This is a genomic window from Rhizobium sp. ZX09 (assembly GCF_017357485.1).
GTDB lineage: Bacteria > Pseudomonadota > Alphaproteobacteria > Rhizobiales > Rhizobiaceae > Agrobacterium > Agrobacterium pusense.
The window spans coordinates 479,777-501,424 of the sequence record NZ_CP031364.1 but is presented as its reverse complement, the minus strand read 5'-3'; the positions used below and the strand labels follow the sequence as shown (position 1 = coordinate 501,424).

Genomic DNA, 21,648 nt, shown 5'->3' with positions numbered 1-21,648 from the left:
CTCTACCACCACTTCATTCGCAAATGTCGAGATGGGCGAAACTTATCCGCGAGTCGATCTCCCCCCTTTAGGGGGAAATGCCCGGCAGGGCAGAGGGGGTAACCCTCCGCCCGCGGTCAGCAACTTCTCAGATCAAAAAATCTTCGAAAACTGATCGATATTCTTCGCGTCATAAACAAACGGATCAGCCATCGCCGCTTCGCTGTTTTCACCAACCTTGATCTTGCCCATACGGCCGGCTTCAATTTCCGAACCCGGCTTGCCGTCGGTTTCGCCCTTCACGAGGCGATAGGCGATCTGGGTGGCGGAATAGCCGAGGTCGATGGGGTTCCAGATGGCGAATTCCTTGGTCGCGCCCGACTTGATGGCGCCGGCCATTTCGGAAGGCAGGCCAAGACCGGTGACATAGACCTGACCGATCTTGCCGGCATCCTTCACGGCCTGCGAAGCGGCGAGAACGCCGACCGTCGTTGGCGCGACGATGACCTTCACATTCGGCTGCGAGGAGAGAAGGCCCTGTGCTTCGCGGTAGCTCTTGTCGGCGAGGTCGTCGCCATAGACCGTCGTGACGAGGTTGAGGCCGGGGAAGTCCTTCAGCTGCTTCTTCATCTCATCGATCCAGATATTCTGGTTCGTGGAGGTGGTGGTAGCCGAAAGAATGGCGAAATCGCCCTTGCCGCCTTCCAGATGCGATGCTGCGAGCTGCAGGCACATCTTGCCGATCAGCGCGTTGGACGAGGGGTTGAGCTGAAGAATCCGTCCTTCGGGCGCAACGCCGGAATCCCAGGAAATCACCTTGATGCCGCGCTGCGCCGCCTTCTTCAGCGCCGGAACCACGGCGTCGGGATCGTTGGCGGAAATGGCAATGGCGTCGACGCCCTGCGCGATCAGCGAATTGATGACTTCGATCTGGCCTTCCGCCGTTGTGCTGGTCGGGCCGGTATAGATGATCTCGACTCCGCCGAGGTCCTTTGCGGCCTCCTGTGCGCCCTTGTTGGCGGCTTCGAAAAAGCCGTTGCCAAGCGATTTCACCACCAGCGCGATCTTCACGTCGGCGGCCTGTGCAACGCCGCCGAGGCCGGCGACGGAGAGTGCCGCGCCGAGCGCGAGTATGCTCGTCAATGTTCTGCGTGTAAGTTTCATGTCCCTTTTCCTCCCGTTTTTGAACCTTGCAACTTCCCTGCCGGCGCTCCTCAAGCGACCGACGAAGAATTCTCCTCATCCGGCGGACCGGCCGTTTTCGCGTCCGCCACGGCGCCGGCGATCAGCAGCTCTACCCCGGCATCTTCCACCATCCTTGCCGCCTCGTCAGAAATCCCGTCATCGGTGATGATGGTCGAGACGTTCTCGAGCGGGCAGAGAATGAGGCTGGACCGTTTCCTGAATTTCGAGGAATCGACCATCACGATCAGCTCTTCCGCCTGCCGCATCAGCTTCTGCTCGCTCTGTATGACCAGCGCGTCGGATTCCATGATGCCGAGCGCACCCACGCCCTGCGCCCCGAGAAAAATCCGCCGTGCATAGAAGTTGCGGATTGCGTCATTCTCGAAGGGTGACAGGATCAGGCTCTGGTCACGATAGATCGCGCCACCCGGCACGCTGACATTGCATTTGGAATGCTTCACCAGATGCTCGGCGATGGCGAAAGAATTGGTCATCACCTGCAGGCGGCGCGCCGCCATATAATGCACCATCTGGAATGTCGTGGTGCCGCCATTCAGGATGATCGCATCGCCATCATTGCAGAGATCGACCGCCTTGCGCGCAATTGCGCGTTTCTTGTCGATATTGACTGATTCGGACACGCGGAAAGGCCGCGCGGCCAGATTGCCGAGCTGCGGCGGATGCACCGCTTCCGCACCGCCGCGCACGCGCCGCAATTTGCCCTGCACGTGCAGGGACGCAATATCCCGCCGAATGGTCGCTTCCGACGCATCCGTCAATTCCGCAATATCCTGCACCGTCACCACAGGTTTTTCCTGTATGGCGCTCAAGATGATGCGATGGCGTTCGCGTTCGTGCATTTGGTCCTCCTGATCGTGATTATTCGCAATCTCTTTACGTTGTCAATCAACAACGATCAAATTAATCAATATCGCGCTGCAACATGAAAATTTATGATCGTTTTTGATTGACATTGGGCTTTTGGATGCGCGATACCTGCCGTCAAAGGAGGCGGACCGGTGTCGGTTCGCGAATGAAGACCATGTGGGAGGAAGACATGACGGGAACATCCCGCCTTCTCGAAAGCCGTTGGGACGATGCTTATGCCGGGACGCTCGATGAGCCGGGAAAGCTTCTTTACCGCTCCAACCTGCTCGGTGCCGACAAGCGCATCACCAATTACGGCGGCGGGAACACATCGGCAAAGGTGCTTGAAACCGATCCCCTGACGGGCGAGAAGGTCCGCGTCATGTGGGTGAAGGGCTCCGGCGGCGATGTCGGCACCATCAAGCTTGATGGTTTTGCAACGCTTTATCTCGACAAGCTGGAAGCGCTGAAAGGCATTTACAAGGGTGTTCAGGATGAGGACCGCATGGTCGGCTTCCTGCCGCATTGCAACTTCAACCTCAATCCGCGCGCGGCCTCCATAGATACGCCGCTGCACGGTTTCGTGCCTTATGATCATGTCGATCATATGCATCCCGATGCAATCATCGCTATCGCCGCCTCGAAAAACTCGAAGGAATTGACGCAGCAGATTTTCGGCGACGACATCGGTTGGCTGCCCTGGCGTCGCCCCGGTTTCCAGCTGGGCCTTGATCTGGAAGCTTTCGTCAAGGCCAATCCGAAAGCCAAGGGCGTCGTGCTGGAAAGCCACGGCCTCTTCACCTGGGATAACGACGCCAAGGCGTGTTACGAACTGACGCTCGCCATCATCAACAAGGCGATCGAATGGTTCGCGGAAAAGACCGAAGGCAAGGTGATCTTCGGCGGGGCAGTGGCCAAAAGCCTGCCGGTTGCCGAACGTCGGGCCATCGCTGCCCGGTTGATGCCGGAAATCCGTGGCCGCATCGGCCGTGAAGAACGCAAGCTCGGCCATTTTGACGATCAGGATGCCGTTCTGGAATTCGTCAATTCGAAGGATTTGAAACCGCTCGGTGCGCTGGGCACATCCTGCCCTGACCATTTCCTGCGCACGAAAATTCGTCCGCTGATCCTTGATCTCGATACCGCAAATCCAGATGTGGATGCGCTGACGGCCAGCCTAGACAAGGCGCTGGAGGACTATCGCGCGGATTACACGCGCTATTATGAAGCTTGCCGCCACGATAATTCGCCAAAAATGCGTGATCCGAACCCGGTGATATTCCTCATCCCCGGCGTCGGCATGTTGTCTTTCGCTAAAGACAAGGCCACGGCCCGCATCGCCGGCGAATTTTATGTCAACGCCATTAATGTCATGCGTGGCGCGTCCACCGTGTCGGAATATCAGGGTCTTCCCGAGCAGGAAGCCTTCGATATCGAATATTGGCTGCTGGAAGAAGCGAAGCTGCAGCGCATGCCGAAGCCGAAGAGCCTTGCGGGCCGCGTGGCCTTCGTTACGGGCGGCGCCGGCGGTATCGGCCGGGCGACGGCGGAGCGGCTGGCGGGCGAGGGTGCCTGTGTGGTGCTGGCCGATATCGACGAAGCGGCACTGGAGGCTGCGAAGGGCGATTTCGTCAAGCGGTACAGCGCGGATGCGGTGCGTACCGTCAAGCTTGACGTGACGCAGGAGAATGCAGTGATTTCCGCCTTCGCGGAAGCGAGTGTGGAATTCGGAGGCGTGGATATCCTCGTTTCCAATGCCGGCATCGCTTCTTCCGCTCCGGTGGAAGATACGACGCTTGCCATGTGGAACAAGAATATCGACATTCTCGCGACAGGCTATTTCCTCGTTTCGCGAGAAGCATTCCGGCTGCTGCGGCGCCAGAATCTCGGCGGCAACGTCGTTTTTGTCGCTTCCAAGAACGGCCTCGCCTCTTCGCCCAATGCCTCGGCCTATTGCACCGCGAAGGCGGCAGAAATTCATCTCGCCCGTTGCCTTGCGCTTGAGGGGGCGGAGGCCGGCATTCGCGTCAACACCGTCAATCCCGATGCCGTGCTGCGCGGTTCGAAGATCTGGAGCGGCGAATGGCGCGAGCAGCGCGCGGCCTCTTCCAAGATCGAAGTGACCGATCTGGAGGAACATTACCGCAAGCGATCAATGCTGAAGCTGAACGTCTTTCCGGAAGACATCGCCGAGGCGATATACTTTCTGGCGTCAGACGCCTCGGCCAAGTCGACCGGCAACATCATCAATGTCGATGCCGGTAATGCGCAGAGTTTTACGCGATAATTGGGGGCGGTAACGGCTGGCGGTAACGCCGCGTTGACCGGGGAGGAAAAAAATGACCGAGACGAAAATCGCCGCCGATGTGATCGCGGCTGAAAACGAAAAGCGCGCCGGGGCACAGAAAGACGACTATCAGGCGCTGGGCAACCAGCTCGCTCGCCGTAACATCGACATTGATGCCGTTACGGCCAAGGTGGCGGAATTTTTCGTTGCCGTGCCCTCCTGGGGCGTCGGCACCGGCGGAACCCGTTTTGCCCGTTTTCCCGGCGCGGGCGAACCGCGCGGCATTTTCGACAAGCTCGATGACTGCGCCGTCATCAACCAGCTGACGCGGGCGACGCCCAATGTTTCACTGCATATTCCGTGGGACAAGGAAGACCCGAAACGCCTGAAAGCCCATGCGGATGCGCTGGGTCTCGGCTTCGACGCCATGAACTCCAACACGTTTTCGGATGCTTTGGGCCAGAGCCATTCCTACAAATACGGCTCGCTCAGCCACACCGACGCCGCCACACGCCGGCAGGCGGTGGAACACAATCTCGAATGTATCGAAATCGGTAGGGCCATCGGCTCCAAGGCCCTGACGGTCTGGGTGGGTGATGGCTCCAACTTCCCCGGACAGAGCAATTTCACCAGAAGTTTCGAGCGTTATCTCGCCGCAATGGCCGACATCTACAAGGCGCTGCCCGATGACTGGCGCATCTTTTCCGAACACAAGATGTATGAGCCGGCCTTTTATTCCACCGTCGTGCAGGATTGGGGTACCAATTATCTTATCGCCAATGCGCTCGGCGACAAGGCCTTCTGCCTCGTTGATCTTGGTCACCATGCGCCCAACACCAATATCGAAATGATCGTCGCCCGGCTGATACAGTTCGGCAAGCTCGGTGGTTTCCACTTCAACGACAGCAAATATGGCGATGACGATCTGGATGCCGGCTCAATCGACCCTTACCGCCTGTTCCTGGTTTTCAACGAACTTGTCGACGCCGAACATCGCGGGGTGAAGGGTTTCCATCCCGCCCACATGATCGATCAGTCGCATAATGTGACGGACCCGATCGAAAGCCTGATCTCCAGCGCCAACGAAATCCGTCGCGCCTATGCGCAGGCGCTGCTGGTGGATCGTGTGGCTCTTGACGGCTACCAGCAGGACAATGATGCATTGATGGCTTCAGATGTGCTGAAGCGGGCCTATCGCACCGATGTCGAACCGATTCTCGCTCAGGCGCGGCAACTGGCAGGCGGCGCGATTGATCCGATTGCGGCCTATCGGGCAAGCGGCTATCGCAAGCGGGTTGCGGCGAAGCGCCCGGCTTCGGTTGGCGGCAGCGGCGGGATTGTGTAAATTCGGTGTCGTTGGAACAGGGCGGAGCCGAGGCTGACTACACACCTTGCCCCTATCTCGACGTCATCCTCGGCATTGTGCCGAGGATCTGCCTGCTTTGCATAAAATCGATCGGTAATAGATGCTCGGGAGAGGCCCGAGCATGACGAAGGTGAAGGTGTTGGTCACGAAGCGCCCCCGCCCGCTGCGCGCCTTCACGACGTCCCAGAAGGCGATTGTCGGCGCACCTGAAACGTATGTTCGGGCCCGGGAAACGCCCCTGCGCGAACCTCATCGGCATAGGCCGCCGCCGCTTCGGAGATCGTCGGGCCCAGATCGGCGAAACGCTTGACGAATTTCGGTTTGAAGTCGGTGAAGAGGCCGAGCATGTCGTCGGAAACCAGCACCTGCCCGTCACAGGCTGGCGATGCGCCGATGCCAACGGTGGGCGCGGCAAGTTTTTCCGTCAGCTCGCGGGCCAGCGGCTCGACTGTGCCTTCCACGACGATGGCGAAGGCGCCCGCCTGATCCACCGCAATCGCGTCACGCCAGATCTTTTGCGTTTCAGCATCAGAATGCCCCAGCGAGCGGAAGCCGCCGGCCGTGTGAACAAGCTGCGGCATCAGACCGACATGGCCGAAGACGGGAATGCCGCGGGCTACCAGGAAGGCGATGGTTTCTGCCATTTCCTCGCCTCCCTCCAGCTTCACGCCGTCGCAGCCGGTTTCCTGCATCAGCTGCGCCGCGTTGCGGAAGGCCTGTTCCTTGGATTCCTGATAGGTTCCGAAGGGCAGATCAACGATGACGCAGGCATGTTCGACGCCGCGCATGACGGCGCGGCCGTGGGCGATCATCATGTCCAGCGTCACGCCGACTGTGGTATCCATGCCGTAGAGCACCATGCCGAGGGAATCGCCGACCAGCAGCAGGTCGCAATGCGGGTCAAGCAGGCGGGCGATCGGTGTGGTATAGGCGGTCAGGCAAACGATGCGCGCCTCGCCCTTCATCTGCCGGATGGAGGCCGTCGTCAGCCGTTTTTGTTTTCCATGGGCGCTCATTGGGCGGCCTCCCTTTTATCTGTTCTCTCGCGGCCGATGACGCGGTTGTCGAGAAGCCTTGTGCTGCCGAGGCGCACGAACAGCGCCACCAATATTGGCCCTGCCTGCACGGAAGCAACGGGTGCCAGCGTATCGGGATCGCGTACCGCAACGACGTCGGGACATGCCAAAGGCTCGGCGGCGATAAATGTTTCGAGAGCCGCTTCGAACGCGGCGGGGTCATCCAATCCCAGGTCATAAAGCCGTTCCGCCTCGTTCAGCGCCCGCGGAACGATCACGGCGGCGGCGCGCTCCTCAGCGCTCAGATAGACGTTGCGTGAGGAGCAGGCGAGCCCATCCGGCTCCCGCACGGTTGTGACGGGAACGACCCTGACCGGCTGGGCGAGGTCCTCGACCATGCGGCGGATCAACGTTACCTGCTGATAGTCCTTCTCACCGAAATAGGCCGAATCTGGCTGAACGAGATTAAAAAGCTTCGTCACCACGGTTGCGACACCGGCGAAATGCCCCGGCCGAACCGCGCCTTCCAGCTGGCTGCCGAGTTCCGGCACGTCAACGACGGTTGCCATTGGACGCGGATACATCTCCGAGACTTCGGGCGCGAAAAGAATGTCGACGCCAGCTTCCTCCAGAAGCGCGCTGTCGCGGGCGAGGTCGCGCGGATAGCGGGCCAGATCCTCATTGGCGCCGAATTGCAGCGGATTGACAAAGATGGAAACCACCGTCACGTCGTTTTCCGCCTTCGCCCTGGAAACCAGCGTGAGATGACCGATATGGAGGAAACCCATCGTCGGTACGAAGCCGACGGTTTTGCCGGCGCGGCGAAAGACGGCGATCGCATCGCGCAATTCGGCGACAGTTTTTACAAGGCGCATAGGGTCTCCTCCGGCTTCCAGATCACCCTCCGGCGAAAGGTGCTGGATAGAACGCGATTTGTGAAACTGGGTCAACGCGGTCAAACCCATTATATCGATTAACGGAGTTGGCGATCGACACACCCTGCCTGTCTGGCCTCAGGGCTTGCCGGTCCAGCGCGGGGGGCGTTTTTCCGCAAAGGCCAGACGTCCCTCCCGCGCCTCATCACTGCCGCTGACGACGGCGATGATGCGTTCGGCGAAGACGAGCCGGTCCGCCGATGGCATGTCGCGCATGGCGAGCAGCGCCGCCTTTCCGGCCGCGATGGCACCCGGTGCATTGTGCCGCAGCGTTGCGAGAACCTCTTCGATAAGGCCGTCGAGGCTGGCGAGGGGAACGGCGCGGTTTATGAGCCCGAGACGTGTCGCCTCACTGGCGCTGACCGTGTGGCCGAGATAAGCCATTTCCTGAAGCCCGCCCAATGGGATTTTTGCCAGGAGTTTCGCTGCGACCATGGCGGGGAAAAGACCGACCTTCACCTCCGGCAGGCCGAATTCGGCATGATCGGCTGCATAGACGAGATCGCAGGCGGCAACGAGGCCAAGCCCGCCCGCCAGAACCCGGCCATTGATGCGGGCGATGACGGGCCTGTCGCAGCCTTCTATGGCGCGCATGACGTCGGCTATAGGGTTCGTGCCGTCCCGGGACAGGAACATGCCGCCCGCACTTTCCTTCAGATCTGCACCCGAACAGAAACTGCGTTCTCCCGCTGCCGTTATCACAACGGCGCGCAGGCCATGGTCGCCGGAGGCTGCGCGAATCGCATGGGTGAGCGCATCGGTCATCGCGGCATTCAGGGCATTATGCACCTCCGGTCGGTTGAGCGTCAGCCACAGAACGTCCTTGCGTTTCTCGCTTAACACCTCTTTTGCCATGGGCTTCACCCTTCTGTTTCGCGGCGAGAAGTGCCTTGCCGGCACGCGCTGCATTGGACCTGCCCAGATGCCTGCTTATCCAGTCACCGGTTGTCGCCACGGCCATCAGGTCGACGCCGGTTTCTATGCCAAGTCCCGCCAGCAGATAAATGACGTCTTCGGTGGCGACGTTGCCGCTCGCGCCCGGCGCGAAGGGGCAACCGCCCAGCCCGGCGACGGAACTGTCGAACGTCGTTATACCCTGTTGAAGCGAAGCCAGCACGTTGGCGACGCCCTGTCCGTAGGTATCGTGGAAATGCATGGCGAGTTTTTCAAGCGCGACATGTGCCGAGACCCGCTCGATAATGTTGCGGATCTGGCCCGCCGTGCCGATGCCGATCGTATCACCCAGCGAGATTTCATGGCAGCCGAGCGCAACAAGGGCATCGGCCATCGCCGCCACTTCATCGGGCGCAACTGCTCCGTCATAGGGGCAGCCGGCGATGCAGGAAAGGTAACCGCGCATGAGGATATTTCGCACGGCAGCGGCATCCGCGACATCGCGCAGACGGTCGAGGCTTTCGGCGCGCGAACAGCCGATGTTGTGCTGGCTGAAACCTTCGGAGGCGGACACGAAAACCGCGATTTCCGTCACACCGGCTTCAATGGCGGCTTCGAAACCTCTCATGTTGGGAACAAGCGCCGGATAGGCCGTTCCCGCTCGCCTTTCGAGGCCTCTAAAGACCTCTTTCGAACCCGCCATCTGCGGCACTTTTTTGGGTGAGACGAAAGCGCCCGCTTCCACCGTTCTCAGTCCTGCTGCAGCCAGCCGCTCGATCAGCTCGATTTTTGTCGCGGTCGGAACATCGGTGGTCTCATTCTGCAAGCCGTCACGTGCGCCGACCTCAACGATCCTGACGGTTCGGGGCAAGCTCATCTCATGCTCCTTCCGGCTCGAAATTCACCAGCACCGCGCCGGCCGCGACCATATCGCCCTCATTGCAATTGATGGCCGTGACGATGCCCTTCGCCGGCGCACGGATCGTATGCTCCATCTTCATCGCTTCCATCACCACAAGCGCGTCGCCCGCCTCCACGACAGCACCGTTTCGGCTGAGCACCGCGCGGATCACGCCCGGCATGGGAGCTTCCAGGCCAGCGGCGTGAACAGAAGAATCCGCGATTTCGACGGGATCTGGCTGGCTGATGCGGTAAGGCTCGCCATGCAGGAAAAGCGCATAGGTGCCGGTCTCGGCGAAGAAATAGCCCTGACTTTTCCGGCCGTCCAAGGTTGCAAGGAGCTGGCCGTCACCGGAAAGGCTGCCGTGGGCCCGGATCGTCCGCCCCTCGATTGCGAGCGTGAATTCATCACCCTCATGCGTGACGCCGACGCTTAACGGCTGGTTATCAAACATGAAATTCAGCGTTTCCCGCGCCGGTGCGTTGAGGCGGAATGCGGCCTTCGTGTTCCACGGGCTATGGGGATCCGCCTCTGATTGCGACATTCCATTTGTCCGGCGGGAGAACAGCAGGCCAAGCGCGGCGAGGGCGATGACACTTCCGTCACTCGAGGCTGGAGCAAAGAGCGACGCCTCGTTGCGGGTGATGAAACCCGTATCGAGGTCGGCTGAGGCGAAAGCTTCCAATCGGGCAAGCCGTGTCAGAAAGGCGGCGTTGCTGGTAACGCCGCAGATCGCCAGATTTTCCAGCGCCAGCGTCAGACGCCGCACGGCTGAGGCTCGGTCCCGATCCCAGACGATAAGCTTGGCGATCATCGGATCGTAATGCACGGTGATGGCGTCGCCGGCGCGGATGCCGCTGTCGATCCTGACGTGAGGGCCCTGATCGGGGAAAACGAGATGGCTGATGGTGCCGACCGAGGGCAGGAAATCATGCGCCGGGTCTTCGGCATAGATACGGGCCTCGATGGCATGACCATGTATGCTGAGATCGGCCCAGTCCTGCGGTAACGTTTCACCATCCGCAACACGGATCTGCCATTCGACCAGATCGAGACCGGTAATATACTCGGTCACGGGATGTTCGACCTGAAGCCTCGTATTCATTTCCATGAAATAGAATGCGCCGGAAGGATCGAGCAGGAATTCCACGGTTCCCGCACCGCGATAGTCGATCGCGCGGGCGGCGGCTGTTGCCGCTTCATACATACGTTGCCTGAGCGCATCCGGCAGGCCGGGGGCAGGGGCTTCTTCCAAAACCTTCTGATGCCTGCGCTGGATGGAGCAGTCACGTTCGAAAAGGGAAAAACAATTGCCGTGGCTATCGGCAAAGATCTGCACCTCCACATGGCGCGGCCGTTCGAGATATTTTTCGATCAGCATGCGGTCATCACCGAAGGCGGCCGACGCCTCGCGTTTTGCCCCGGCAAGTTCCGCCGCAAATTCACGTTTTTGCCTGACGATGCGCATGCCCTTGCCGCCGCCGCCGGCCGAAGCCTTGAGCAGGACGGGATAGCCTATGGCTTCCGCCTCATTCCCCAGCCGTTCCTCCGCCTGGTCCTTACCGTGATAGCCGGGAACCACGGGCACGCCAGCCTTGGCCATCAGTGCCTTTGCTTCGCTTTTGCCGCCCATGGCGCGGATCGCCGCGGCCGGTGGGCCGATGAACACCAGCCCGGCGGCGGAACAGGCTTCGGCGAAACCGGCATTTTCCGAAAGGAAACCGTAACCCGGATGAATGGCTTCTGCGCCGCTTGTCTTCGCTGCGGCGATGATCTTTTCGCCATCGAGATAGGAGGCACGCGCGGGTGCAGCGCCGATGGCGATCGCTTCGTCGGCAAGCGCCACATGCATGGCGTCACGATCGGCATCGGAATAAACGGCGACGGTACGAATGCCCATTTTGCGGGCGGTATGGATGATGCGGCAGGCGATCTCGCCCCTGTTGGCGATGAGTATTTTCGAAAACATCGTCGCCTCACATCCTGAATATGCCGAAACGGGTGGGTTCAATGGGTGCGTTGAGCGCGGCGGACAGACCGAGGCCGAGGACGAGGCGGGTATCCTTTGGGTCGATGATACCGTCGTCCCAAAGCCGCGCGCTGGCATAATAGGGATGGCCCTCCCGCTCGTATTTTTCGCGGATCGGCTGCTTGAACGCTTCTTCGCCTTCCTTCGACCAGTGCCGGCCATCAGCTTCGATACCGTCGCGGCGAATCTGTGCCAGAACGGAGGCCGCCTGCTCGCCGCCCATCACGGAAATGCGGGCATTCGGCCACATCCAGAGGAAGCGGGGCGAATAGGCCCGGCCGCACATGCCATAATTACCGGCCCCGAAGGAGCCGCCGATGATGACGGTGAATTTCGGCACCTTGGCGGAGGCGACGGCGGTGACGAGCTTGGCGCCATCCTTGGCAATGCCGCCAGCCTCATAGGCCTTGCCGACCATGAAGCCGGTGATGTTCTGCAGGAAAACCAGGGGAACGCCGCGCTGGCAGCAGAGCTCGATGAAATGCGCGCCCTTGAGCGCCGATTCCGAAAACAGGATGCCGTTATTGGCGATGATGCCAACGGGATAGCCATGGATATGGGCGAAACCACAGACCAGCGTCGTGCCATAAAGCGCCTTGAACTCATCAAATTCAGAACAATCCACCAGACGGGCGATGATCTCACGTACCTCGAAGGGTTTGCGCGTATCGGCGGGAACGATGCCGTAAAGCTCTTCGGGCGGGTAAAGCGGTTCTGCCGGTTCACGGATATCCAGCCCCAACTGTTTGCGGCGGTTGAGGCTGGAAACGATCCGCCGGGTCAGCGCCAGCGCGTGGCGGTCGTCATGGGCAAAATGATCGGTGACGCCGGATTGCCGGGAGTGCACGTCCGCACCGCCCAGCTCTTCCGCACTCACCACCTCACCTGTTGCCGCCTTCACCAACGGCGGGCCGCCAAGGAAGATGGTGCCCTGATTTTTAACGATCACGGACTGGTCGCTCATCGCAGGCACATAGGCCCCGCCCGCCGTGCAGCTGCCCATCACCACGGCGATCTGGGCGATGCCTTTCGCCGACATATTGGCCTGATTGTAGAAGATGCGGCCGAAATGATCGCGGTCGGGAAACACTTCGTCCTGATTGGGCAGGTTCGCGCCGCCGGAATCCACGAGGTAAATACAGGGCAGGCGGTTCTCGGCGGCAATCTCCTGCGCGCGCAGATGTTTCTTCACCGTCAGCGGATAATAGGTGCCGCCCTTCACCGTCGCATCATTGGCGACGATTACACATTCTCGGCCCGAGACCCTGCCGATGCCGGTGACAATGCCGGCGGCCGGAACGGGTTCGTCATAAACCTCGTAAGCTGCAAATTGCGAGAATTCGAGGAATGGACTGCCGGGATCGAGAAGTGTCTCGATGCGGTCACGTACCAGCAATTTGCCACGGGAAAGATGCCGTTCACGGGCCTTGTCGCCGCCGCCTCTGGAGATTTTTTCGACGTGTCGGCGCAGGTCATCCACCAGACCCGACATGAACTCGACATTGGCAGCGAAGGCGGGGTCGCGGTTCAGGCTGGATGTTAGCTTCATCGCGTGTCCTCACCCGTTGCCCTTGACCAGTTCGCGGCCGATCAGCATCCGGCGGATTTCGCTGGTACCAGCGCCGATCTCATAAAGCTTGGCGTCGCGCAGCAGCCGTCCGGCCGGGCTTTCATTGACATAACCGGAACCGCCGAGAAGCTGGATCGCATCCAGCGCCACCTGCGTCGCCCGCTCGGCGGCGAAGAGGATAGCCCCTGCCGCATCCTGCCTCGTGATGCGGCCATTGTCGCAGGCCCGGGCCACGGAATAGACATAAGCGCGCGATGCGTTCATCGCCGAATAGATATCCGCGAGCTTACCCTGCACGAGCTGGAATTCACCGATCGGTTTGCCGAATTGCTTGCGCTCGCGGGCATAAGGCAGCACCAGATCGATGGCTGCCTGCATGATGCCGACGGGGCCGGCGGCGAGCACGGCGCGCTCGTAATCCAGCCCGCTCATCAGCACTGCCACGCCGTCATTCAACCGCCCGAGGATGTTTTCCTCCGGCACCTCGCAATCCTCGAACACGAGTTCCGAGGTGGGGGAACCGCGCATGCCGAGCTTGTCGAGTTTCTGGGCCGGACGAAACCCTTTGAAGCCTTTTTCAATGAGGAAGGCGGTGATGCCGCGCGGGCCGGCGGACATGTCGGTCTTGGCGTAAACGACCAGCGTATCGGCCTCGTGGCCGTTGGTGATCCACATTTTCGCGCCGTTGAGCACATAGCGGTCGCCCCTGCGTTCCGCCTTCAGCCGCATCGAGACGACATCCGAACCGGCCTCCGTCTCGCTCATGGCGAGCGAACCGACATGTTCGCCGGAGACGAGTTTCGGCAGATATCTCTGCTTCTGCTCTTGCGTGCCCCAGCGATGGATCTGGTTGATACAGAGGTTGGAATGGGCGCCGTAGGAAAGGCCAATGGAGGCGGAAGCCCGGCTTATTTCCTCCATCGCCACGCAATGGGCGAGATAGCCCATGTCGGCACCGCCGAATTCTTCCGAAACAGTAATGCCGTGCAGGCCAAGCTCGCCCATTTCAGGCCAGAGCTGACGCGGGAAGCGGTCGTCCCTGTCGATCTCGGCCGCCAGCGGGGCGATTTTATCATCGGCAAATGCACTTGCGCTGTCGCGTAATGCTGCGATTTCCGGGCCGAGATCGGCATCGAAAATGGCGGCGAGGTTCAAACTCATCGCGTCTCCTCCTCCGGACGGCGGGCCGTCCCTTTTGTCAGCAGCCGGCACCTCCTCCGCGCCGGCAGCCCTTATTTACGGCGTGTCACCCCCGGTGAAGGCGGCGGAACGGCGCACGAATGTCTTGATGGCAAAGTTGGACTGGATGCGCGACACGCCGGGAACGGTGGTCAGGAAATCCAGCAGCTGCTGGTAATGCGGCAGATCCCGCACCATGGCGTGGATCAGATAATCGGAACTGCCGCTCGTCTGGTAACCACCCACCACCTCGGGAATGGAGGCCACATGATGTTCGAATGTCGTCAGCGCTTCCTTGATCTGCCGCTCCAGCGTGACGGAGATGAAGACACCCATATTGCCGAGCAGCCGGTTCTCGTCAAACACGGCGGTATAGCCGCGAATGATCCCTTCCTCTTCGAGCTTGCGCACGCGGCGCAACGTTGGCGTGAAGGAAAGGCCTATCCGAGCCGCAAGATCCCGCCAGCTGACCCGCCCGTCATCGCCGAGAACATGCAGAATCTTCTGGTCGAAACTGTCGAGCTCAATCATGGATCATTTGCTCTATGATATGACTATTTGTTGGATCAAAGATATCGCCAATCAAAAAACTGTCAATCAAAATAGCTTTGAAATGAATTCGAGATAGTGATAGCGTTCACGTCAGTCGCGGTCTGGAGGAGATTTGCGGCGGGCCGGTTCCTCACGTCAGGGCTGGCCAAGGGAGGTGAATTTGGCTGTGCATGACCCTGTCGTGATCGATGGGGCCGCCCGTGCTTTCAAGGGCAGCCCTCGCGACCAATTCCAGCTGGCGACGCGCCTGATACGCTTCTGCTTTTTGGCTGGAGGCGGCGATGATGCTCCCTGAATCCCAGCAGCAGATCAGAGATATGGCCCGCGACTTCGCGCGGGAAAGGCTTGCCCCTGGCGCCGCGTCGCGTGACCGGGAAAGCCGTTTCCCCAAGGAAGAATTGAAAGCGATGGGCGAGCTCGGCTTCCTCGGCATGCTGGTGTCCGAAGAGTATGGCGGGGCGGAAACCGGTGCTGTCGCTTATGCGCTGGCGCTGGAAGAAATCGCTGCGGGGGACGGTGCCTGTTCCACCATCATGAGCGTCCATAATTCGGTCGGCTGCGTACCGATCCTAAAATTCGGGACCGAGGACCAGAAGCAGCGTTTTCTGCCGAAGCTTGCCTCCGGCGAATGGATCGGTGGCTTTGCGCTGACCGAACCACAGGCTGGCTCCGATGCCTCAAATCTCAAGACCAGGGCGCGTCGCGATGGCGATCACTATATTCTTGATGGCGCGAAGCAGTTCATCACCTCGGGTAAGAATGGCGATGTCGTCATTGTTTTTGCCGTTACGGATGCAGCGGCAGGCAAGAAGGGTATCAGCGCCTTCATCGTGCCCACCGATACGCCGGGCTATGAGGTTATCCGGGTCGAAGAAAAGCTCGGCCTTCACTCTTCCGATACCTGCCAGATCGCTTTCAATGACATGGCCATTCCCGCCGATTTACGGCTCGGTGAGGAAGGTCAGGGTTACCGCATTGCGCTCGCCAATCTGGAAGGCGGCCGCATCGGCATCGCGGCTCAGGCGGTGGGCATGGCGCAGGCGGCGTTTGAGGCGGCGCGGGATTACGCCCGTGAGCGCAAGGCCTTCGGGCAGGCGATCATCGAACATCAGGCGGTGGCGTTTCGTCTCGCGGATATGGCAACGCGCATTCAAGCGGCGCGGCAACTGGTGCTGCACGCGGCGGCGCTGAAGGAGGCGGGCGAGCCGTGCCTTTCCGAGGCCTCGATGGCCAAGCTCTTCGCGTCGGAAATGGCCGAACGCATTTGTTCGGACGCCATCCAGATCCACGGCGGTTATGGCTACATGGCGGATTATCCGGTGGAGCGGATCTATCGCGATGTGCGCATCTGCCAGATTTACGAGGGGACAAGCGATGTCCAGCGGATGGTGATCGCGAGGAACCTTTGAGGATTGTTTCGCGGTCTGGAGGAGACCGCGACGGGAGGAGTAGAATGGATATATCAGAAACGCCACGTCTCAGCCTGCATGTTCCCGAACCTGCGGTGCGGCCCGGCGGGGAGCCGGATTTCTCCAATGTAAAAATACCCAAGGCCGGCTCCGTGCCGCGCCCGGATGTGGATGCAGCGCCGGAAAGCATGCGTGATCTCGCTTATTCGATCATTCGCGTCCTTAATCATCAGGGTGAGGCCGTCGGACCTTGGGCCGGGCTGCTTTCGGATGACGACCTGCTGACGGGTCTGAAGAACATGATGAGGCTTCGGGCTTTCGATGCGCGCATGCTGATGGCGCAGCGGCAGGGCAAGACCTCTTTTTATATGCAGCATCTTGGGGAGGAGGCAGTGAGTTGCGCCTTCCGCAAGGCGCTTTCCAAGGGCGACATGAACTTCCCGACCTATCGGCAGGCAGGTCTGCTGATCGCCGACGACTATCCGCTCGTCACCATGATGAACCAGATCTATTCCAACGAACTCGACCCGCTGCACGGGCGGCAACTGCCGGTCCTTTACTCTTCCAAAGAACACGGTTTCTTCACCGTATCCGGCAATCTCGCCACGCAATATGTGCAGGCGGTGGGATGGGCGATGGCATCGGCCATCAAGGGTGATACAAAGATTGCGGCCGCCTGGATTGGCGATGGCTCGACGGCGGAGTCAGACTTTCATTCGGCGATGGTTTTTGCATCGACCTACAAGGCGCCGGTCGTTCTCAACATCGTCAACAACCAATGGGCCATTTCCACCTTTCAGGGCATTGCCCGCGGGGGCTCCGGGACATTCGCGGCACGCGGGCTGGGTTTCGGTATTCCCGCACTGCGGGTCGACGGTAATGATTATCTGGCCGTTTATGCCGTGGCCCGTTGGGCCGTGGAGCGGGCGCGCCGCAATCTCGGCCCGACGCTCATCGAATACGTCACCTATCGTGTCGGCGCGCATTCCACCTCTGACGATCCGAGCGCCTACCGCCCGAAGACCGAGTCCGAAGCATGGCCTCTGGGCGACCCTGTCCTGAGGTTGAAGAAACACCTCATCCTGCGTGGCGTCTGGTCGGAAGAGCGGCACCAGCAGGCGGAAGCGGAGATCGCCGATGAGGTGCTGGAAGCCCAGCGCGAGGCGGAAAGCCACGGCACGCTGCACGAGGGCAAAAAACCGCCGAAGAAGGATATTTTCGAAGGTGTTTACGCCGAGATGCCGGCGCATCTCGTCCGCCAGCGCCAGAAGGCAGGATGGTAAGACATGGCAAGAATGACGATGATTGAAGCCGTCCGCAGCGCCATGGATGTGTCCATGGAGCGCAGCGACGAAGTCGTGGTGTTCGGCGAAGATGTTGGCTATTTCGGTGGGGTTTTCCGCGCCACGCAGGGGCTGCAGCAGAAATACGGTAAAACCCGCTGTTTCGATGCGCCGATCAGCGAATCCGGCATTGTCGGCACCGCCATCGGCATGGCCGCTTATGGATTGCGGCCGTGTGTCGAAATCCAGTTCGCCGATTACATGTATCCCGCCTATGACCAGATCACCCAGGAGGCAGCGCGTATCCGTTATCGCTCAAACGGGGATTTTACCTGCCCGATCGTTCTTCGCATGCCGACCGGCGGCGGCATTTTCGGAGGCCAGACGCATAGCCAGAGCCCGGAGGCGCTTTTCACCCATGTTTGCGGGCTGAAAGTGGTGGTTCCTTCCAATCCTTACGACGCCAAGGGGCTACTGATAGCGTCCATCGAAGACCCCGACCCCGTAATGTTTCTGGAGCCGAAGCGGCTTTATAACGGCCCGTTTGACGGCCACCATGACCGGCCCGTAACGCCATGGTCCAAACACGAGAAGGGGGAGGTGCCGGAAGGGCACTACACCATTCCCATCGGCAAGGCCGAAATCCGCCGCCCCGGAAACGATGTCACGGTCATCGCTTATGGCACCATGGTGCATGTGGCGCTGGCAGCGGCGGAAGAGACGGGGGTGGACGCCGAGATCATCGATCTGCGCAGCCCGCTGCCGCTCGACCTCGATACCGTCGTGAAGTCGGTTTCCAAGACCGGCCGCTGCGTCATGGTGCATGAGGCGACGTTGACCTCCGGCTTCGGGGCAGAAGTCGTGTCGCTGGTGCAGGAACATTGTTTTTATCACCTTGAGGCTCCCGTCGTGCGCGTCGCAGGTTGGGATACGCCTTATCCCCATGCGCAGGAGTGGGACTATTTTCCGGGGCCAGCCCGCGTCGGGCGCGCCCTTGTCGAAGTCATGGAGGCCTGATCATGGCAGAATTTATTCTAACCATGCCCGATGTCGGTGAAGGTGTGGCGGAAGCCGAACTCGTGGAATGGAACGTCAAACCGGGCGATCTTGTCCACGAGGACATGGTGCTGGCCGCGGTGATGACCGACAAGGCGACGGTGGAAATCCCTTCGCCGGTGGCGGGCGTCGTCACCTGGCTCGCGGTAACGGTGGGAAATACGGTGCCGGTGAAAGCACCGCTCCTGCGCATCGAAACCGATGTCGCTGCCGTCGCTGCCAATGGTAGCGCGCCGGAAGGGGAGGCGCCGACCCGCATGACGGAAGAGGAAGCGCCCGCCGACATGACGGACACGCCGCCACCCGTTGAGACCCAGCCGGTGCCACGCGAAGCCGGGGAAGCCAACACGGCGCCTGCGGTCGAACTGCACCATAAGCCGCTGGCGTCTCCGGCCGTTCGCCAGCGTGCTGACGATCTCGATATCGATCTTGCACAGGTCAAGGGAACGGGTCCCGACGGGCATATTACCCATGCCGATCTCGATGCGTTCTTAACCGTGCGGGGGCGGCCGGAGCGCACTGAACCGATGGCACCCCACGATAGCGCTGTCGAAGAGGTGAAGGTGACCGGGCTCAGGCGCAAGATTGCCGAGAAGATGGTGCTTTCCGCCTCCCGCATTCCCCACATCACCTATGTCGAAGAAGTCGACGTGACCGATCTGGAAGATCTGCGAGCTACGATGAACGGCAACCGCCGTTCCGGGCAGCCGAAACTGACGGTCCTGCCATTTTTGATGCGCGCGCTTGTCAAAGCCGTTGCCGACCATCCTGGTATGAATGCGCTTTTCGACGATGAAAAAGGTGTCGTCAGCCACTACGAGGCGGTTCATATCGGCATTGCCACGCAGACACCGTCAGGCCTCACCGTTCCGGTTGTGCGCCACGCGGAAGCGCTCGGCCTTTGGGAGTGCGCAGACGAGGTCGCACGCGTTGCCGAGGCCGCTCGCACCGGGACGGCGCATCGGGAAGAACTGATGGGCTCCACCATCACCATCAGCTCGCTTGGGGCGTTGGGTGGTATCGTTTCGACGCCCATCATCAATTACCCCGAAGTGGCGATCATCGGCGTCAACAAGATCGTGACGCGGCCGGTCTGGGACGGAATTCGCTTTGTGCCGCGCAGGATGATGAACCTGTCTTCGAGCTTCGATCATCGTGTCGTGGACGGCTGGGATGCTGCAGTCTTCATACAGGCCGTCAAGGCGCTTCTGGAAAAGCCGGCGCTTATTTTCATCGATTGAAGGCGATCCTTGCTCCCTCATCCCTGTGCTCGTCAAAGGGACCCAGCCAGCCCAAGTCTTTGGGCTGAAAGGACTCGTCCCGTCGCGCAGACGCGCGTCGGCTGGAGTCCTGTGACGAGCACAGGGAGGAGGGCGTATGCGTGTCATGACCGCATTTCTTAGCCCGCGTTTTCAGCCTTCACGGAACTGTTTCGCTATCGGTATAGGCTTGCGTTCGTCATCTTCGGGTATAGAAGAGAAGAACGAGAAGCATGTTTTCTCATCACGATCACAGTGGCGGACGAGGGCGCTCCGGTGCCCGGCGGTCCGCTCTCCGCCGGCAACAGAACGAAAAAGGTCCTCCCATGCAAACTCCCAAACCCGTTGTCCTGACTATTCTCGATGGCTGGGGGCTGAGTGAGGATACATCCAGCAACGCGCCTGTTCTGGCAAACACGCCCACCATGGACCGGCTTTTCGCCACCTGCCCGAATGCGAGGCTCACCACGTTTGGTCCTAAGGTGGGGCTGCCTACCGGACAAATGGGCAATTCCGAAGTCGGCCATACCAATATCGGTGCGGGCCGCATCGTCGCTATGGATCTCGGCCAGATCGATCTTGCAATCGAGGATGGCAGCTTTTTCCGCAATGCGGCGATGCTTGATTTCGCCGCCAAGGTGAAGGCCGCAGGCGGTGTGGCGCATCTGATGTGCGTCGTTTCCGATGGCGGCGTTCATGGCCATATCCTCCACGGCCAGGCGGCGGTGAAGCTGATGGTCAGCCACGGCCTGAAGGTCGTGGTGCATGCCATCACCGATGGTCGTGACGTCGCGCCGCAATCCGCTGAAGATTTTGTGGCTGCGCTTGTGGCAAGCCTGCCGGAAGGCGCCAGCATCGGCACCGTGATCGGCCGTTATTATGCGATGGACCGCGACAACCGCTGGGAGCGTGTCGAAAAGGCCTATGACGCGATGGTCCTGGCCAAAGGCGAGCACGCCCGGGATGCGGTGAGCGCCGTTGCACAGAGCTACGCGAATAAAGTCACGGACGAGTTCATCCTGCCGACCGTGATCGACGGTTATGAAGGCTTCAAGGCCGGCGATGGCCTGTTCTGCCTGAACTTCCGTGCTGACCGCGCGCGTGAAATCCTGCTTGCCATCGGTGCCGATGATTTCGACGGTTTTGCGCGCGAAAAGCCAGTGCTCTCGGCGCTGCTTGGCATGGTGGAATATTCTACCCGGCACAATGATTTCATGACCACGGCTTACCCGAAGCGCGATATCGTCAACACGCTTGGCGCCTGGGTGGCGAAGCAGGGACTTACGCAGTTCCGCCTCGCCGAAACGGAAAAATATCCGCATGTGACGTTCTTCCTGAACGGCGGCAAGGAAGAGCCGGAAGTCGGTGAAGATCGCTTCATGCCGAAATCCCCGAAGGTCGCGACCTACGACCTGCAGCCGGAAATGAGCGCGCCCGAGGTAACGGAAAAATTTGTCGAGGCGATCGGCAAGGGTTACGATCTCATCGTCACCAATTACGCCAACCCTGATATGGTCGGCCATACCGGTGATCTGCAGGCCGCAATCAAGGCCTGTGAAGCCGTGGATCGTGGCCTCGGTGCGGTGGTTGCCGCACTCGAAAAAGTGGGAGGCGCAATGCTTGTGATTGCCGACCACGGCAATTGCGAAACCATGGTCGACCCGGTGACCGGCGGCCCGCATACGGCGCACACCACAAATCCGGTTCCGGTGATCCTTTTCGGTGGCCCTGAAGGTGCGAAGCTGCATGACGGTATTCTCGCCGATGTCGCGCCCACCCTGCTGCAGCTGATGAATGTGCCCTTGCCGCCGGAAATGACGGGCAAGAGCCTGATCGACCTTTAATCAAGCGTCGTCGCGCGGCAGCATTTCACCCCCGCGC

General features: G+C 60.4%; 17 protein-coding genes. 7 read left to right on the top strand and 10 right to left on the bottom strand.

Features of this window, described 5'->3' with window-relative positions; genetic code table 11:
- Window positions 1–132: 132 nt before the first annotated feature.
- The gene (gene rhaS / locus BTN45_RS16895) at window positions 133–1,143 is read right to left on the bottom strand and encodes a rhamnose ABC transporter substrate-binding protein (protein WP_035211982.1); all 1,011 of its coding nucleotides are present in this window, start codon (window positions 1,141–1,143) and stop codon (window positions 133–135) included.
- Window positions 1,144–1,193: 50 nt separating this feature from the next.
- The gene (locus BTN45_RS16890; protein ID WP_004445548.1) at window positions 1,194–2,024 is read right to left on the bottom strand and encodes a DeoR/GlpR family DNA-binding transcription regulator; all 831 of its coding nucleotides are present in this window, start codon (window positions 2,022–2,024) and stop codon (window positions 1,194–1,196) included.
- Between the two features lie 197 nt (window positions 2,025–2,221).
- On the opposite strand from BTN45_RS16890, the gene BTN45_RS16885 reads away from it, so the two are divergent.
- Both BTN45_RS16885 and rhaI read left to right on the top strand, forming a co-directional pair.
- Window positions 2,222–4,318, top strand: a complete 2,097-nt coding sequence (locus tag BTN45_RS16885; RefSeq protein ID WP_207590176.1) for a bifunctional rhamnulose-1-phosphate aldolase/short-chain dehydrogenase — start codon at window positions 2,222–2,224, stop codon at window positions 4,316–4,318.
- Window positions 4,319–4,370: 52 nt separating this feature from the next.
- Complete coding sequence (gene rhaI / locus BTN45_RS16880) at window positions 4,371–5,663, top strand: L-rhamnose catabolism isomerase (RefSeq protein ID WP_207590174.1); 1,293 nt, start codon at window positions 4,371–4,373, stop codon at window positions 5,661–5,663.
- A gap of 194 nt (window positions 5,664–5,857) precedes the next feature.
- On the opposite strand, the gene panB is transcribed toward rhaI, so the two are convergent.
- From panB to BTN45_RS16840, 8 genes are all read right to left on the bottom strand, one after another.
- Complete coding sequence (panB, locus tag BTN45_RS16875) at window positions 5,858–6,700, bottom strand: 3-methyl-2-oxobutanoate hydroxymethyltransferase (RefSeq protein WP_207590172.1); 843 nt, start codon at window positions 6,698–6,700, stop codon at window positions 5,858–5,860.
- Entirely contained in the window at window positions 6,697–7,575 is an 879-nt protein-coding gene (gene panC, locus BTN45_RS16870) for a pantoate--beta-alanine ligase (protein WP_207590167.1), read from the bottom strand. The genes panB and panC overlap by 4 nt, the downstream gene beginning before the upstream one ends.
- Window positions 7,576–7,713: 138 nt before the next feature.
- Window positions 7,714–8,490 carry an enoyl-CoA hydratase-related protein gene (locus BTN45_RS16865; RefSeq protein ID WP_207590166.1) on the bottom strand — a complete coding sequence of 259 codons (777 nt, stop codon included), beginning with the start codon at window positions 8,488–8,490 and terminating at the stop codon, window positions 7,714–7,716.
- Entirely contained in the window at window positions 8,417–9,406 is a 990-nt protein-coding gene (locus tag BTN45_RS16860; protein WP_207590165.1) for a hydroxymethylglutaryl-CoA lyase, read from the bottom strand. The genes BTN45_RS16865 and BTN45_RS16860 overlap by 74 nt, the downstream gene beginning before the upstream one ends.
- A gap of 1 nt (window position 9,407) precedes the next feature.
- A complete protein-coding gene (locus tag BTN45_RS16855) occupies window positions 9,408–11,399 on the bottom strand; it encodes an acetyl/propionyl/methylcrotonyl-CoA carboxylase subunit alpha (RefSeq protein ID WP_207590164.1) in 1,992 nt (663 codons plus the stop codon).
- A gap of 7 nt (window positions 11,400–11,406) precedes the next feature.
- Window positions 11,407–13,008, bottom strand: coding sequence for a carboxyl transferase domain-containing protein (locus BTN45_RS16850; protein ID WP_207590162.1), 1,602 nt, complete (start codon window positions 13,006–13,008; stop codon window positions 11,407–11,409).
- A 9-nt stretch (window positions 13,009–13,017) separates the two neighbouring features.
- Entirely contained in the window at window positions 13,018–14,190 is a 1,173-nt protein-coding gene (locus BTN45_RS16845; RefSeq protein WP_125271234.1) for an isovaleryl-CoA dehydrogenase, read from the bottom strand.
- Window positions 14,191–14,265: 75 nt separating this feature from the next.
- Window positions 14,266–14,739, bottom strand: a complete 474-nt coding sequence (locus BTN45_RS16840) for an Lrp/AsnC family transcriptional regulator (RefSeq protein WP_004445535.1) — start codon at window positions 14,737–14,739, stop codon at window positions 14,266–14,268.
- Window positions 14,740–15,041: 302 nt separating this feature from the next.
- Here BTN45_RS16840 and BTN45_RS16835 point away from each other — a divergent pair, with 302 nt between their 5' ends.
- From BTN45_RS16835 to gpmI, 5 genes are all read left to right on the top strand, one after another.
- Window positions 15,042–16,169: an acyl-CoA dehydrogenase family protein gene (locus BTN45_RS16835; RefSeq protein WP_207590160.1), complete on the top strand. Its 1,128-nt coding sequence runs from the start codon at window positions 15,042–15,044 to the stop codon at window positions 16,167–16,169.
- Between the two features lie 44 nt (window positions 16,170–16,213).
- Window positions 16,214–17,452 carry a 3-methyl-2-oxobutanoate dehydrogenase (2-methylpropanoyl-transferring) subunit alpha gene (locus tag BTN45_RS16830; protein WP_207590154.1) on the top strand — a complete coding sequence of 413 codons (1,239 nt, stop codon included), beginning with the start codon at window positions 16,214–16,216 and terminating at the stop codon, window positions 17,450–17,452.
- Between the two features lie 3 nt (window positions 17,453–17,455).
- Window positions 17,456–18,469, top strand: coding sequence for an alpha-ketoacid dehydrogenase subunit beta (locus BTN45_RS16825; protein ID WP_207590153.1), 1,014 nt, complete (start codon window positions 17,456–17,458; stop codon window positions 18,467–18,469).
- A 2-nt stretch (window positions 18,470–18,471) separates the two neighbouring features.
- On the top strand, window positions 18,472–19,749 hold the full coding sequence (locus BTN45_RS16820; RefSeq protein ID WP_207590152.1) for a dihydrolipoamide acetyltransferase family protein: 1,278 nt from the start codon (window positions 18,472–18,474) through the stop codon (window positions 19,747–19,749).
- A 344-nt stretch (window positions 19,750–20,093) separates the two neighbouring features.
- Complete coding sequence (gene gpmI / locus BTN45_RS16815; protein ID WP_004445529.1) at window positions 20,094–21,611, top strand: 2,3-bisphosphoglycerate-independent phosphoglycerate mutase; 1,518 nt, start codon at window positions 20,094–20,096, stop codon at window positions 21,609–21,611.
- Window positions 21,612–21,648 lie beyond the last annotated feature (37 nt).

Excerpts from the sequence above, each read along its gene's own strand:
- rhaS (WP_035211982.1), bottom strand. The coding sequence starts at position 1,143 with ATGAAACTTACACGCAGAACATTGACGAGCATACTCGCGCTCGGCGCG.
- BTN45_RS16890 (WP_004445548.1), bottom strand. The coding sequence starts at position 2,024 with ATGCACGAACGCGAACGCCATCGCATCATCTTGAGCGCCATACAGGAA.
- BTN45_RS16885 (WP_207590176.1), top strand. The coding sequence starts at position 2,222 with ATGACGGGAACATCCCGCCTTCTCGAAAGCCGTTGGGACGATGCTTAT.
- rhaI (WP_207590174.1), top strand. The coding sequence starts at position 4,371 with ATGACCGAGACGAAAATCGCCGCCGATGTGATCGCGGCTGAAAACGAA.
- panB (WP_207590172.1), bottom strand. The coding sequence starts at position 6,700 with ATGAGCGCCCATGGAAAACAAAAACGGCTGACGACGGCCTCCATCCGG.
- panC (WP_207590167.1), bottom strand. The coding sequence starts at position 7,575 with ATGCGCCTTGTAAAAACTGTCGCCGAATTGCGCGATGCGATCGCCGTC.
- BTN45_RS16865 (WP_207590166.1), bottom strand. The coding sequence starts at position 8,490 with ATGGCAAAAGAGGTGTTAAGCGAGAAACGCAAGGACGTTCTGTGGCTG.
- BTN45_RS16860 (WP_207590165.1), bottom strand. The coding sequence starts at position 9,406 with ATGAGCTTGCCCCGAACCGTCAGGATCGTTGAGGTCGGCGCACGTGAC.
- BTN45_RS16855 (WP_207590164.1), bottom strand. The coding sequence starts at position 11,399 with ATGTTTTCGAAAATACTCATCGCCAACAGGGGCGAGATCGCCTGCCGC.
- BTN45_RS16850 (WP_207590162.1), bottom strand. The coding sequence starts at position 13,008 with ATGAAGCTAACATCCAGCCTGAACCGCGACCCCGCCTTCGCTGCCAAT.
- BTN45_RS16845 (WP_125271234.1), bottom strand. The coding sequence starts at position 14,190 with ATGAGTTTGAACCTCGCCGCCATTTTCGATGCCGATCTCGGCCCGGAA.
- BTN45_RS16840 (WP_004445535.1), bottom strand. The coding sequence starts at position 14,739 with ATGATTGAGCTCGACAGTTTCGACCAGAAGATTCTGCATGTTCTCGGC.
- BTN45_RS16835 (WP_207590160.1), top strand. The coding sequence starts at position 15,042 with ATGATGCTCCCTGAATCCCAGCAGCAGATCAGAGATATGGCCCGCGAC.
- BTN45_RS16830 (WP_207590154.1), top strand. The coding sequence starts at position 16,214 with ATGGATATATCAGAAACGCCACGTCTCAGCCTGCATGTTCCCGAACCT.
- BTN45_RS16825 (WP_207590153.1), top strand. The coding sequence starts at position 17,456 with ATGGCAAGAATGACGATGATTGAAGCCGTCCGCAGCGCCATGGATGTG.
- BTN45_RS16820 (WP_207590152.1), top strand. The coding sequence starts at position 18,472 with ATGGCAGAATTTATTCTAACCATGCCCGATGTCGGTGAAGGTGTGGCG.
- gpmI (WP_004445529.1), top strand. The coding sequence starts at position 20,094 with ATGCAAACTCCCAAACCCGTTGTCCTGACTATTCTCGATGGCTGGGGG.